Origin of the sequence: Telluria antibiotica (assembly GCF_011682055.1) — a bacterium.
Taxonomy (GTDB): domain Bacteria; phylum Pseudomonadota; class Gammaproteobacteria; order Burkholderiales; family Burkholderiaceae_D; genus Telluria; species Telluria antibiotica.
On record NZ_JAAQOM010000003.1, the window covers coordinates 1 to 14,669 of the forward strand.

The window sequence follows — 14,669 nt, forward strand, 5'->3', positions numbered from 1 at the left end:
TCTCAACGCTTCGTTGTATTCCTTCCAGTTGGTCGTTCGGTATTTCGGTTTGGCTGGTGCACTCATCCCGTCAGTTTACCCGTGGCCCAGCTTGGCCGCCGCAGGGACGGATTTGTGCAACAAAGCCCCTCTCGACGAAAAACATCGAACATCGATCCAAGGTTTGTAGTGTGCGCCTTCACCAAGGCCGAGTCCTTGCGCCTTCCATCTAGCGACGTCGTCATCAGTAATTGGCACACGTCTCATCGTTCTTACCAAAGCGATTACAGCATTGGCAGGGCACACAGCCCGCACTCTTCGATCAGTCTATACCGCGATACGGTGCAATCAAGTGGACTGAGAAAAGAAGCGCGGACTCGACTGGCTGCGCGAACGAACCAAGCTTCGGTACCACAGTGTTCAAATTGAAACCTGCGCCCCACCGCTTGCCGGGGGCTTTCTATACGTTGCATCAAACACCGAGTCCGTCAGCCACCGCTTGAAGCTCGGATTGTCGCTGAACTGCTTGAAGAGCTCGGTGTGGTCTGTCAGCAGGGCCAAGACCACGCGCCCCAGCGCCTTGTCGTGCTCCAGCTTGGCATTCTGCTTGCTGGAGTTCTTCTGAGCGTTTTGGTAAGCCGTGTCCTGCGCCACCTTCGCCGGGATCTCCTCAGCGATCACCTTACGGATCTTGTCAGCGTCCTTCCAGTCGATGTTGCCGAAGAGGTCATTGAAGGTCTTGATGATGTTGGAGAGCTTGTCCACCTCGGGCTCGGGTAGGCCCCCACCGGCACCCATCGGTGCCGGCTCGAGCGTGCCGTCGGCCTCGTCCATGGCCATCGCCAGTGAAGCATTCACCTCGGGGCGGTAGCTGTCCATGTCGATCGCTTCCAGCACGCCCTTGGACAGGTCTTCCTCCTTAGGCGCCGGCAACTTCGGGATCAGGAAGTTCAAGAAGATCGACAACTTCTCCCATGCCGGGTGCCCGTAGGGCAGGATGGCGCCAAGGAAGCCGTAGCTGCGCACGAAACCCTTGGCCTTGCCCTTGAACTCGACCTGCTGCTCTTCGTTGAGCTGCTCGGTGTAGACCGCCACGCAGGCATCCAAGATTGGGTCGAGGGTGTCCCGCTCAGCGCCGTTCACGAACAACGCCACCAACTGCTCGACTTGCGCCCAAGCGTAGACTTGGTGGCCATCCAGATCGGCCTTCAGGTCGTGCAGCTTGTTCGGGTCGGTCTCGCCCAGTTGCACCGTGGCACGGTAGTAGTCTTGGAACGCGGCTTTCACCGCCTCTTCGTTGTCGGCGAAGTCCATCACGAAAGTGTCGTGCTTCTGCGGATGGGCGCGGTTCAGCCTGGAAAGCGTCTGCACGGCCAGCACGCCGGCCAGCGGCTTGTCCACGTACATCGTGTGCAGCAACGGCTCGTCGAAGCCGGTGACGTACTTGTTGGCCACGATAAGGAAGCGATACGGATCCTGCTTGAGCTTGGCGGGAATGTCCTTGCCGGGGAAGTCGTTCAGGTCCGCCTCGGTGCGCTTCTGGCCGTTGACCTCGTGCTCGCCTGAGTACGCCACGATGGCCTTGAACGGGCTCTTGATCTCCTTCAGGTAGTCGGAGACAGCGAAGTAGTAGTCCACCGCGCGTGCGATGCCACTGCACACGATCATGGCCCGCGCCTGGCCGCCGATCTTACGCTTGCCTGCCACCTGCACCGTGAAGTGGTCCACCATGATCTCGGCCTTCTTGCGGATCGCCTTCTCGTGCGACTCGACATAGGTGCGGATCTTCTTCAGCGCCTTCTTTTTGTCGAAATCCGGATCGTCTTCGACCGTCTTGGCCACGCGGTAGTAACTGACCACCGGCGTGTAGTTCTTGATCACGTCGAGGATGAAGCCCTCGGCGATGGCTTGCTTGGTGGTGTAGGTCAGCTCCGGCCGCGTGCGGAAGTGGACCTTGTCGCCTTCCTCATAGCGCTCGCCGAACAGCTCTAGTGTCTTGTTCTTTGGCGTGGCAGTGAAGGCGAAGTAGCTGGCATTTCCCAGCATCTTGCGCGACTCGATCAGGTGGTTGACCTTGTCTTCCACCGACTCTTCGTCGCCTTCCGCATCGCCATCGCTGCCAGACAAGGCCAGGTGCATCTTGGCCGTCGTCTTGCCGCCTTGGCTGGAGTGAGCCTCATCGATCAGCAGCGCAAAGCGCTTAGCCGCCATGCCGCCCAGCTCGTCCAGCACCCAGGGGAACTTCTGTACCGTGGTAACGATGATCTTCTTGCCCTGGCTCAGGTAGCCACGCAGCTCGTCGGCGCTGTCGGAGTGGCCAAAGATCGATGACACATGGTCGAAGCCTTTGATGGTGCGGGCGATGGCCGTGTCCAGCGCACGGCGGTCAGTAATCACCACCACCGTGTCGAACAGCGGCTTCAGCGGGTCAGCCGGCGCCTTCAGCTCTACCAGTTGGTGCGCCAGCCAGGCAATGGTGTTGCTCTTGCCGCTGCCTGCCGAGTGCTGGATCAGGTAGCGGTGGCCTACCCCCTCGCTGCGCGCCGCCTGCAGCAGCGCCCGAACCGAGCGCAGCTGGTGGTACCGCGGGAATACCTGCTTGCGCTTCTTCTTGCCCTTCTCGTCCTCTTCCTCAACGATCTGGGCGAAGTTCTCGATGATGTTGGCCAACGACTCCTTGGCCAGCACCTGCTTCCACAGGTAGTCGGTCTTCAGGCCCTGCGGGTTGGGCGGGTTGCCAGCGCCGTCGTTGTGGCCCTTGTTGAAGGGCAGGAACCACGAGCTCTTGCCCGTCAGGTGAGTGCAGAAGCGCACCTCGGCGTCGTCCACCGCGAAGTGCACCATGCACCGGCCCAGCTGGAAAAGCAGCTCATGTGGCGGCCGCGTGGTCTGGTACTGCACCACGGCGTCCTGCACGGTCTGCTTGGTCAGCGAGTTCTTTAGCTCGAAGGTGATCAACGGCAGGCCGTTCAGGAAGATCACCATGTCCAGCGAGCGCTGGGTCTCGTCGTTGCTGTAACGCAGCTGGCGCGTGACGCTGAAGACGTTCTTCTCAAAGTTCTCCACCGATGTCGGATCGGTGGGCGTGGGCAGCACCTTGTACAGGTCCACATGGGCCGGCCCGTGGCTCACGCCCTTGCGCAGCACGTCCACCACGCCCCGCTTGGCGATCTCGCCCTGCAGGCGGTGCAGGAACTGGGTCCGCTTGGTGCCCTCGTCTGCGAGACCCAAGGCCGCGAAGGACTTAGGCTGCGTCTCCTGCAGAAAGGCCAGCAGCTTGGGCACATCCAGCGCAAGGTCGCGGTTGTAGTCGGCGGGGGCGCCTTGCACATAGGTGCCCACCCCATAGTGACCAGCACCGGCCTGCACCGTATTGGCGGGTACGGCCTGCGCCGGGGGCTGCCCGGTCAGGTGCCGCACGATCAGGCTTTCCAACCCCTTTTCACTCGTGTCCGTCGTCGCCATCGGTTTCCTCCTCCGTAGTGTCGTCATCAACATCGCCGAGCGCCGTTAGGTCTTCTTCGGTGATCTGGTCTTCGTGCCCAGGTTGCCAGCTTCGCACGTCGACTTGGCCAGTGACGACGTCCACAATTTGTCGATCGCGAAACTCCCGAATCAGGGCCAGTTCTTTTTCAACGTCGCGCTTTACTTTCAGCTCTTCCTTGTACAAAGCCAGCACTTCGTACTGCAAATCAATCGGCGGAACTGGAATCGCCTCCTTAAGCAGAGTTCGGGGATTCAGCGGGCGATTTCTGCCTGCAGCCCCCCGCGAGTGATGGTTGAGGATGAGATCACCTTTACCGCTCAGGAAGAACGTGTACAGGTACTCCGGCAACACCAAGTCTCGGTCGCACTTGGCGATGGGATAGCGATGGGACGCGATGCAGCCGTGGTCTGCCTCCGCCGCGACGGCGACAGCGCCTTCCCAGGCAAATTGACCGCTGAACACGAAGTCACCCTCTTCAACCGGGAAGAAGATGGAGTCACCCAGATCCCTGCCGAGGCTTGAGGGCTTGTGGAAGATGCCGCGCCCGCGGTTCTTCAGCCCAATCGCGGTGTAGGCCTCATTGGGCATCCTTTGAATTGGCTTTGAGACCAGACGCAGCACGCGATCGAGGCGAATTTGTTGCGTCCTGTCGGACCTAATTGCCTGGTCTGCCAGAACAGCGCGTGCCTCGGCGAGCAAGCTGAGTGCGGAATGCTTTACCTTGATGAAGCGTGCGATGTGGGCATCCTGCGCGCGCAAGTACGTGATGATCTTGTCTTGCTCGACCTTCGGGGGCAGCAGCGCCCGGACGCTGTAGAAGTCATCCGTGTAGAGACGCCAGAAGCCCTCGACGATCCCCTTCGTCCTTCGCCGGAATTCGGCGACATACAGCGGCGTCTTGAACAATCTCTCGCAATAGCCTACGGACGCTCCTCCAGAGGGCTGAAACACCGAGTAATCCGGGCTGACGACTCCGCTCTGGCTTGCCCTGGCGAACACCCCAAGATGAGCTTTTAACCTGTTGAGTACAAGATCATCCTCGGCTACAAGCTTTCCCCCGGCATAGCTCTCCGACTGAAGGCTTTTCCGATTAAGTCCTTTGCTGGGAACCAGGCCGTGAACTTGGCTCATTGATAGGTGAGTTTCTTCACCCTTTACCGAGCGACGATCGACTTCTCTAAAAAGGTAGCGTGCCCGCATGGTTTCCCAGTGAGCAGGGATCTCACCGACCCATGGCAGCCCAGAGTCTTTGTATTCGGGGTAACGGTGCAGTTTCAAGATCTTGCCTCCCCGATGATCTTGTGTAGTAAGCCATCAGTCTGTTTTTCCAACTTCAGGACGTCCTCACGAATCTGCGCAAGCGTCCTCAAGGGAGCTGGCTTGTAGAAGTAGCGAGCGAACGAAATTTCATAGCCGATCTTGGTTGCTGTCATGTCGATCCAGGCATCGGGCGCATGAGGCAGCACCTCTCGCTGGAAGAAGGCCTCGATGCCGCCGGCTTCGCTCAGCGGTACCTGCTCGGTGTCGCGCAGGTCGGTGTCGGGTTCGTACTCGACCATGTAGCGGTCCTTGCCGTCGTGCTCCAGGTAAGCGCCGTCGAAGCCGGGGTCAAAGTAGTCGCTGGCCTTCAGTTTGGTGCGCTTGGCGATGACCGGCGGCGCCGTCTCGTCGCGCCAACTCACGGCACGGTAGATCAGCTTCTTGTCAGGGTTGCTGATCTTCTGGCCCGCCGTCTTAATTGCGGCCTCAAACCGGGCACGGAAGTCGTTGTGGTCGTCGAACACACCTTCGCCAAGCGACTTCTGCGCGAGCCGTGCCAAGTCGACCAACTGCTTGTCGCGAGCCCAGGTGGTTGGGTCCAGCAGCTTTTTGCGGCGCTTCTCGGGCACAGCCTTGCGCGCAGGCTTGGCGTCGCCGTCGTCGTCAGCCTCATCTTCATCGTCGTCCGACGTGCCGTCGTCGCCTTTGAGCCAGGCTTCCATTTCGGGCCGGACTTTGTGGAACTCGGTGTATAGCTTCTCGCCCCAACGGCCGTAGGCCTCTGTGCGCAGCGCCTCGTCACCCGACGCGAAGCGCAGGGCTTCAATGGCGCGGTGGCTGAGCTGGCTCTTCAGGCGCTGTGGGCGCTCGACCGTGATCTTCCAGTAGCCGAAGTCGGCGTTATTGAACCACTTGCATTCCGGCATAAACGCTGCGGCCTGCGCATCTGCCGGCGGCTGGGCCAGGTAGTAATCCATCACGCGCTGGATGTCGTCCTTCGACATCTCGCAGTTCTTCTTACCCAGGTTGCGCCGCAGCGGCTGGAACCAGCGGCTGGCGTCGATGAGCTGCACTTTGCCGCGGCGATGCTCAGCCTTGCGGTTAGTGAGCACCCAGATGTAGGTGGCGATGCCGGTGTTATAGAAGATGTTCAGCGGCAAGGCGATGATGGCTTCGAGCCAGTCGTTCTCGATCACCCAGCGGCGGATGTTGCTCTCACCCTGGCCGGCATCGCCGGTGAACAGTGCCGAGCCATTGTGAACCAGCGCAATGCGGCTGCCCAACTCGGTGTTGTGCACCATCTTCTGCACCTTGTTGACTAGGAACATCAGTTGACCATCGCTGGAGCGCGTGATCAGCTTGAACTCCGGGTCGTCGCCATGCTTGACGATGAAGCGCGAGTCGTTGAACTCCTTCTTGCCGCCTAGGCGGGACAGGTCGGTCTTCCAGCTCTTGCCATACGGTGGGTTCGACAACATGAAGTCGAAGTCTTGCGAGGGGAATTGGTCCGCCGACAGGGTGGACTTGTCCGCGCCGCCGAAAATGTTGTCGGCCTCGGCTCCTTCGCCCTTCAGCAGCAGGTCGGCCTTGCAGATGGCGTAGGTCTCGGGGTTGATCTCTTGCCCGAAGAGGTGGATGGACACTTCCTTGCCGTGGTCCTGTGCCAGCTCCAGCAATTCCTCTTCGGCCACCGTCAGCATGCCGCCGGTGCCGCAGCAGCCGTCGTACAGCTTGTAGGTGCTGGACTGAATCTTGTCCGCCACTGGCAGGAACAACAGCTTGGCCATCAGGCTGACCACGTCACGCGGGGTGAAGTGCTCACCGGCTTCTTCGTTGTTCTCTTCATTGAAGCGGCGGATCAGTTCTTCGAACACCGTACCCATGCCGTGGTTGTCCAGCCCGGGCAGGCGCACGCGCCCATCTTCGTCCAGCACATTCTTGGGCGATAGGTTAACGTCGGGGTTCAGGAAGTCGCTGATCAGGTGGCCCAGGATGTCCGCTTCGACCAGTGTTTGAATCTGGTCGCGAAACTTGAACTTGGTCAAGATCTCCTGCACGTTCGGCGAGAAGCCATCTAAGTAGGCGATGAAGCTGTCGCGCAGGCGCTGGCCGCCGGCAATCGCTTTCAGGTCGGCCAGCGTGGTGGCTGCGGTGTTGTAGAACGCTTGGCCTGCGGCGCTCCGAAGTGCGCCATCTTGGTTGGCGACCTTGGCGGCGTCGAGCTGCGTCTTCATCGACAGCACATCCTTCTTCGTCGGCTCAAGCAGTGCGTCCAGCCGGCGCAGCACGATAAAGGGCAGGATGACATCGCGGTACTTGCCGCGGACGTAAACGTCGCGCAACCGGTCGTCGGCGATGTTCCAAATGAAGTCAGCGATCCACTTAAGTTGAGATTGATCCATCAAAGTTTTTATGTTGTCTGTTGTTGTCGTCAAGGGGTACAGCTCTACGCCGACTTGAACATCGGCAGTTCCAGAGTATGGTCTGTACCATTAGAGCGTCTTCATTTCTCCACCCTGATCCTCGATCGCCACGCGCACGATGTGGCGCACAGCCTTCATGAAGTCGAGTGCCGGCTCAGAGTTGACAGTGCCTGGCACAGGCGCCGCCAGCTCGTAGATGCCACGGATGTCCACAGCACGGCGATCGGCAGACCCCTTGCCCTTGTGGTCGTTGCCGCGCCGCCAATCGGTTAGGTGTTGATCCACCAGCCGAGCGACGGCCAGCGAATGCAGCTCGCGGAAGACAGCCTGCCGAATAGGTGCGATAGCCTCCTGCGCTTCAGTGTCGTCCTTTGGGATCCGAGACCAGCGCACCGGGTGATCCAGAAAGTTGGAGACCTCTTCGGTGATTCGGCCCACGAAGTCAGCCACCGGTCGAAGGGAGTCATACTCCACGTCCAGCTCGTTGGCGATGCGACGGTTCAGCGCTTTCACGCGCGTCCAGTGTTCTTTGCTAACCTCCGCGCTGGAGGCAAATCCCAGACGGAATTTCCATGCGCGCTGGAAGCTGTCTGCCGCACGTTGCACGGCGAAGCCCAGGCCGGACGGGTCATAGGAGGGCTTAGCATCTGGCAGCGGCGGCGGCGTGATGGAGCGCTCGAACTGCTCCAGCAACTGCTCCAGCTGCGCCCGAACGCCACCGGGCAGCTTCTCGGATGCAGCATCCAGACCACCGAGCATGAAACATTGGGCGTCGATTGTCCGCTCAATGGCGGTCACGATCGGGCCGTTCAGCACATCTCTGAGGCGGGCCAGATAGTTATGCACCGAGGCCAGCACATGGGCCCGCTTGGCGGCGAACCCGGGCAGGTTGAGTCCCTTCACTTGATCGAAGTGCGTGAAAGCGATGGCGAGCTTGCCGTAGTTACCACTAGCAGCCACCGCACGCAGCACCGCCTGCGCAGCAGCCTGAACAGGCTGCTCAGCGTTGTCCACTAACAGGATTGTGTCCACGTCCGCGAACCGCTGGGTCACGTGCGTGGTCACGCTACTGGAAGAGTCAGGCGTGTGGCCGAGACCTTGGCCGTCGAGGTAGACCACCTTGTCGCGGCGATTCGTGAAAACAGGATGCAGAGGACCGCGCACGCGGATGCCGTCAACCAAGGGCGTCAATAGGCGTCCGAAGGCCGGCGCGTAGTTGCTGGAAAACCAGCGCACCTGACGCAAAAAATCGTCCCGGTCGGCGGTTTCGTAGGTCCACAGTTCAGGCCAGCGGGCAGCCTTGCCGCGCTTGGTGAGTGTGCCCACGTCCAGGCGGTCAAACCGCAGCTGGATGTCGTCCATGATATCCAACACCAGGTCCCGGAAGGCCTCGTCATCCAGCAGCTCGCTTTGAAAGATTTCAAGCGCGGCTTGCAGGTCTTCAGGCTGCGCAGTAGACGGCTCGGGCAGCAGTTCTGCTTTGATTGCAGCCGCCATCACTGTGGCAATAGTCTTGACCCGATCTACGTAGCCGGCCAGCTTGACCTGCAGAGCGGCGGCATCCGCGGGCGGCACGGCTTCCCGGTCGTCGGCCACTGGGGCCGCAGACGGCTCATCGCCGCTACCGAAGTCCCAGTCATCGTCCGCGACGTCATCGCTAGCCGTCTTCCAAGCGCCCAGCAGGTAGCTCAGGCGGAAGCGTTGGTCAGCGTGGTGCAGCAACCTGTCTGCCACCTTTTCGTCACCCATCGAGTCCCACACTGCCGAGCAGGCTGCCACCACGCAGTCTTCAACGTTTGCCCGGATGGCATGCTCCGAGAAGAAGGTAACGGCTGCACGGTACGGGCCATCGTCCGGGATCACCTCAATGTCAGATACCGTGGTCTTCGCGGTCGAGGTCGAGGGGAAGCGATCCTTGTCGGGGTTGGAGCCGATCAGGTGTCGAAGAAGCGAGGTCTTGCCTGCGCCGGTCGTGCCGACGAACAGCACACGGGCATAGCCATCCGCGCGACTAGGCAAGGGGATGACGCTGTCGCGTAGCGCCACGGGGTTCGGCACGCTGGCCTGCAGTCCGTCGAAGAAGGCATCGACGACGATCGGGCTAAAGGCCAGAAGGGCGTCGTTGTACCGACTGGCGTTCCACCACGACTCATCGGCTAGCAGCTTGTTCATCTGGGCAACGAGCGCATCCGCCTCCTCGGCGATAGCAGTGCCAAGACCGCGCCGAACCTTCAGGCCGGGTTTGCCCTTAGAGTCGTTCCGGCAAGGATGCCGGAAGCTGATGCTGAAGCCTGGACGATCCTTAGTGGGGGATTTTGATGCGGTATATGGCATTTGCCCTCCTGTTGTTCCACGATGTACCAAACTCTACCGTGTGCTTAAATTACTGTCAAGAACTTTCGGAACAACGTGGAACAACGTCGTTGAGGCTTTTTCTTATATCTGTCGACGCACTCGTCGGTAAGGACAGATCGCCGGCGATATGCCGTTCAACTGCAGTTGAATGCCAACGCTCTTGGCGTGGGCGCCGGCGCAAAGCTGAGCCGTGTGTTCAGCCTGCCCTGCTGCTGCAATGGACTCTAAAGGGTAGTCTCGATAACAGCCAGAATTATGGCTCGGGAATGTTTACAATTGTCGTGGCGATTTAAATTTCATCCAGGAAATGCTAGAAAAGATCCGAGACTTTGTCAGTCAAAACCCAGGGTTGAAGGCGAGGACGATTGCTTCTCGTCTTGGCTTCGAGCGCTCCCCCGTCAGCGCTTTGCTCCATGCGCACAAAGACATATTTCAGCAGGACGAATCCTCCTGCTGGTCTTTGGTGCCACCAGCGGAATTGCGGGTTGAATTTTCGGGCAAGGCCTGGTTGACCGCCAAAGATGTCGAGAAGTTGTTGAGTAAGGCCGGTTCTCCGCTGGACTCCCCGTGTCAGCTAGTGGTGTTCAGCTTGAAAGAGGACTCTCGTATGATGCTGGAGTCGCTGGCGCGATTGCTGGCGCTCAGTAACCAGCTTGCTCATACAGGCAAGACGGTGGTTCTGGACTTCACTGAGTCACGGAGCACGGCAACTTACCTTGACCGGTTGGGCTTCTTCGACCATCTGAATGTCGCGATTCAAGTATTACCTAAGCGGCCCAAACGTGGTCTTTCCAAACAGTACAGAGGGAACAATGATAGTGTCGTTGAGTTCCGGGCGATCGACCCAGCGCGAGAAGAAGGCGAAATTCCCCGCCTGCTTGAGCGTAGCTTTGTCAGCTGCGCGGGCAAGAGTTATTCAGTTGCCGTGATGACCATCTTGTCTGAGCTGTACAGCAACGTCTTAGAACATTCAGCTGCAAGCACACTTGGTTTTGCTGGTCTCCAGTCCTATAAGGCAGGCCGCCGCATTCAAGCTGTGATCTCGGACAATGGTCGAGGCATTGTTGGGACTCTGGAGCCAGTCCTTCAGCAGCGATATCCCAAAGTGGCGCAGAAGATTGCTGACTCGAAAGACCACTCAGGAGTTGCGCTGCTTAAAGAGGTATTTTCGGCCGGTCGAATCAGCCAAGTGGATGCGGACGGCCGAGGGTTGGGGCTAAAGCGATCCCGCGAATTTGCCAAGAAGTTTCGGGCTCGGATCTCTGTTCGGCAACGTGACTTCGAGCTGCGGATTCACCATTCAAATGATGAGGTAACCTTCACACACGACACTAACTTGGTGCGCATAGAGGGCACACACATTTGTTTCGACTTCATGCTTGACTCTCCAGATGGCGCTCTTTAAACTGCTAAAATGAACCAGAATTCTATGGTCGTGAAGCTTCGCGACTTCACCGACAGTGATCGTCCGTTCGGCAACAGCCAAGGAAAGGCTGTTTTCCGTGGCCTGGCCGACTTTGTGGAAGCCCACCCAGCGGTTCGGGTGTTCGGAATCTCCCTCTCCGGCATCGAGGCTACTGACGCATCGTTTCCTCGTGAGAGCGTGATATCCCTAGCTAAGCAGTTACGCGGGGAGAAGGGGATCTATCTCACCGACCTGCACAACAGGGACCTGATCGACAACTGGAGCTATGCGGCTTTGGCAAAAGCTCAGCCGCTGGTCATATGGACCAGGCACGAGTTCGAAATAATCGGTCCCGAGATGAATCAGGCGACGAAAACGCTCGTCACTTATGTATTGCAGCAGAGCCAAGTCACGACCTCTCAGGTCGCCGCCGATCTGGGTTTGTCTGTCCAGAACGCCAGCACAAGGCTGAAGAACCTCGTCCAGCAAGGCTACTTCTTGCGTGTTGAAGAAGTGGCTGAGACGGGGGGAATCGAGTTCAAGTATCTCGCCATCAAATAATCTGGATAAACTGGTTGCTTTAAGCAGAAATTGCTGTTAGGATTCATATCAAGTCCTCAGCAATGTTGTTGCGGGCTATGTTAAACAGTTTCATTTAATCAGAATTAAGGAATCTTGAAATGAACACACACAGCCAGCCCGCAGCAAATAGCCAACACGAGATCGGCATCCACACTGCGCCTTCCTTCGTGCATGAACTTCACCTGATCAGCGATGAGCAGTGCACTTTGCGTGTCTGTGCTCTGCCCACCGCGCTTGAGCCGACTGGTGAAGACATCCTCTCTTTGGCAGGGCGCCCTGCCACACCTGAGCAGGTAGTGCTGCAGTTGCTGCACAGTGGAGGGATGGAGAGCATCCGGCTTGATGAGCGTATCAACTTGACGCAGGGAAACAAGTTCGTGGTGTCTTCGGGTGACCGGATGTACCGCTTTACCATTGACGGGAAACCGTACGAATGGCCGCACCGCTTCATCTCGGGGGAACTGCTGCGAACGCTCGCGGGAAACCATCCTCAGACCGAGATCGAGTTGATCGATCCGGACGGTGCCGTGGTAGTTGCATTCAATGAGCGTGTTGATCTGGCCCTTCGTGGCGTTGAGACGTTCGTGTCGCGGATCAAGCCGCAGACCTGGACGCTGTCTATCCAAGGTGTCTTGCTTGAGTACACCCAGCCGGAAGTCAAGGTGGCTGAAGCTATGGTGCGCGCGGGCTATGACCCGAACAAGTCGTGGCACATCTATCTCATCGTACATGGCCAGCAGAAGCAAGAAATCACGAGCGAGTTTGTGGTGGACCTGCGCCAGCCTGGAATCGAGAAGATCCGGCTCATGCTGCGAGATGTTAACAATGGGGAATGTGATCCGCTTGCACCAGCTCGTGCCTTCCAGCTGCTGCCGAAGGATCATCAGTACCTGGATACTCTGGGGCTCAACTGGGAAACCGTGATCGAGCACGATGCAGCTGCCGGCGCTACGCGACGCTGGTTGCTCATCCATGACTACTCACTGCCGGGCGGCTTCTCGCAAACCAAGGTTCTGTTGGCCTTGGAGATCGTCATGGAATATCCGGCAGCCCAGATCGACATGTTCTACTTTCTGCCCTTTGTTTCACTGGCCAATGGTCAGGAGGTACCCAGCACGCAAGTGCGGGCAACGATCAAGGGGGCAACCTTTCAGGGATGGTCGCGCCATCGCAGTGGATCGAGTGCATGGGATCCGAGCTGCGACAGTGTGCAGACTCAACTCGCACTGGTTGAATCCTGCTTGGTCAAGGAGCTGAGCGAATGATGCCCGCCACGACGCTGAGCCTGACGCAGGCTGCACATGCACAGTTGTTAGCGCATCTTTTCCCGGGTGACGGCAAGGAAGCAGCCGCTGTGCTGATCTGCACACGCGTACCGGAACCGCGTATGCGGCTGCTGGTGAAAGACTTTGTCATGGTGCCGCATCACGCCTGCCGTCGTCGAACAGAAAACTCGCTGACTTGGCCAGGCGAGTTCATAGAGGCTGCAATTGATCTGGCCGAGCCGGCTGCGCTGAGCGTCATCCTGCTGCACTCCCATCCAACGGGTTACCCAGATTTCTCCCTTGTTGATGATCGGAGTGATGGCGATGTGATCCCCTGTCTTCAGGAGGCAATTGCAGCAGATCATGGCTCAGCAGTGATGCTGCCAGATGGCCGGATCCTGGCTCGCATGTACAGGCTGAACGGTGATGTGATACCTGTTGATCTAGTGTCGGTTGCAGGTCAGGATCTGCACTTTTGGTGGCGTGACAGAATTCCTTACCCGGCGTTGCGCCCGATGGCGTTCACCCCAGACATGAGTCAGGAGCTTGGGCGCTTGACGGCTTGCGTCATCGGTGTTTCTGGTACCGGCTCCGTGACGGCTGAGCAGGTTTGTCGCTTGGGCTTCGGCCGAGTGATCGGAATCGACCATGACCATGTCGAGGAGAAGAATCTCAACCGAATACTGAATACCACTTTGACTGATGCAAAAGAGGCGAAGGCCAAGGTCCACGTGTTTGCTGATCGAATCAACCAATTACGGCCGGCGCCCTTCTTCACAGCAGTTGACGCTGATGTGATGACCAGACGTGCGGTACTTGCGGCGTCGCAAGCAGATGTCATTTTTTGCTGCGTTGACAAGCTTCGCGCTAGGATGATTGCAGATCGGCTGGCTGCAACGTTCCTGCTGCCTTTGATCGACGTCGGTGTCGCTATTCCCACGCGCATGACTCCTAACGGACTGGCCATCGCAGAAGTCACCGGACGAGTAGATTATGTGTACCCAGGGGGAAGTAGCCTGGCTGATCGGGGCGTCTACACCTCTGCGTCTCTGCATGCTGAAGCGCTTGCCGAGGCCGACCCAGTCGCACATGCGGATCAAGTCAGAGCAGGCTACATTGACGGCATGCCTGAACAAGCGCCGTCGGTAATTAGCCTCAACATGCGTGCCTCTAGTGAGTGCGTCATGGAGTTCATCGCCAGGGCCTACCCGTTTCGGCAGCAATCCAATTGCAATTTCGCGCGCACTCGCTTCATGCTCGCAGAGGTATTCGAAGAGCACGAGGCTGAATCTGCGTTCACCCCAAAGCCAATTCAGTCGCTAGGTGCAGGTGGTGTTGAACCTTTGCTCGGATTGCCAGTACTCGGGCCGCAGGAGCATATATGAGCACACTGAAGATCATATGGCTCAGGCTGACAGAGTGGTGGACCTCTCCTCGAAAAGTGATTGAGGTAGATGGCGAGTTGCTGCCTAGCAAGCTGCCTTCTAGAGACCTGCTGTTGTTGCGAGAGGGCGGGGAAGCATGGTCAATTTTGATGCGTTGCCCGTGCGGGTGCGGCCAACCAGTGGAGCTTCCGTTGATTCGTGAGGCTCGTCCCCGCTGGTCGCTCCAAATCGACAAAGAAGGACACCCCACCCTAGCGCCTTCCATCTGGCGCCGGGAGGGGTGTCGCGCACACTACTTTGTGAGAGGTGGCAAAGTCGTCTGGGTCTGACTTGGGGCTGCCGCATATGGACAAGCGCCCTCCTAACCTTTGCCGTGTTCCCAAAATAATACCGATGAGAACACTAGTTAGTTACCAAACATGAATACTGATCTGTCGAAATTTGACAAACTTAGACCATCTTTGACAAACATAATCTGACTTTGACAGACATAATTTGACCTTGTCACATCTACGGTTCGCGTCCCGC

The 14,669-nt window shown here is 58.4% G+C and carries 9 protein-coding genes; 5 read left to right on the forward strand and 4 right to left on the reverse strand.

The window, feature by feature from the left end:
• Positions 1-399: 399 nt before the first annotated feature.
• The 4 genes from HAV22_RS05265 to HAV22_RS05280 form a co-directional block, all read right to left on the reverse strand.
• The gene (locus HAV22_RS05265) at positions 400-3,444 is read right to left on the reverse strand and encodes a type I restriction endonuclease subunit R (protein ID WP_166857300.1); all 3,045 of its coding nucleotides are present in this window, start codon (positions 3,442-3,444) and stop codon (positions 400-402) included.
• On the reverse strand, positions 3,422-4,744 hold the full coding sequence (locus HAV22_RS30790; protein WP_208296075.1) for a restriction endonuclease subunit S: 1,323 nt from the start codon (positions 4,742-4,744) through the stop codon (positions 3,422-3,424). Before HAV22_RS30790 ends, HAV22_RS05265 begins: the two co-directional genes overlap by 23 nt.
• A complete protein-coding gene (locus HAV22_RS05275) occupies positions 4,741-7,128 on the reverse strand; it encodes a type I restriction-modification system subunit M (RefSeq protein WP_166857302.1) in 2,388 nt (795 codons plus the stop codon). The genes HAV22_RS30790 and HAV22_RS05275 overlap by 4 nt, the downstream gene beginning before the upstream one ends.
• 90 nt (positions 7,129-7,218) lie before the next feature.
• Positions 7,219-9,483, reverse strand: coding sequence for a P-loop NTPase family protein (locus HAV22_RS05280; protein ID WP_166857304.1), 2,265 nt, complete (start codon positions 9,481-9,483; stop codon positions 7,219-7,221).
• 328 nt (positions 9,484-9,811) lie between these two features.
• On the opposite strand from HAV22_RS05280, the gene HAV22_RS05285 reads away from it, so the two are divergent.
• From HAV22_RS05285 to HAV22_RS31935, 5 genes are all read left to right on the forward strand, one after another.
• Entirely contained in the window at positions 9,812-10,909 is a 1,098-nt protein-coding gene (locus HAV22_RS05285) for an ATP-binding protein (protein ID WP_166857306.1), read from the forward strand.
• A 24-nt stretch (positions 10,910-10,933) separates the two neighbouring features.
• On the forward strand, positions 10,934-11,470 hold the full coding sequence (locus HAV22_RS05290; RefSeq protein WP_229421101.1) for a winged helix-turn-helix transcriptional regulator: 537 nt from the start codon (positions 10,934-10,936) through the stop codon (positions 11,468-11,470).
• A gap of 119 nt (positions 11,471-11,589) precedes the next feature.
• Positions 11,590-12,756, forward strand: a complete 1,167-nt coding sequence (locus tag HAV22_RS05295; RefSeq protein ID WP_166857311.1) for a multiubiquitin domain-containing protein — start codon at positions 11,590-11,592, stop codon at positions 12,754-12,756.
• Positions 12,753-14,141: a ThiF family adenylyltransferase gene (locus HAV22_RS05300; RefSeq protein ID WP_166857313.1), complete on the forward strand. Its 1,389-nt coding sequence runs from the start codon at positions 12,753-12,755 to the stop codon at positions 14,139-14,141. The genes HAV22_RS05295 and HAV22_RS05300 overlap by 4 nt, the downstream gene beginning before the upstream one ends.
• Positions 14,138-14,470, forward strand: a complete 333-nt coding sequence (locus HAV22_RS31935) for a ubiquitination-like system serine protease family protein (protein ID WP_267874755.1) — start codon at positions 14,138-14,140, stop codon at positions 14,468-14,470. The genes HAV22_RS05300 and HAV22_RS31935 overlap by 4 nt, the downstream gene beginning before the upstream one ends.
• Positions 14,471-14,669: the final 199 nt, after the last annotated feature.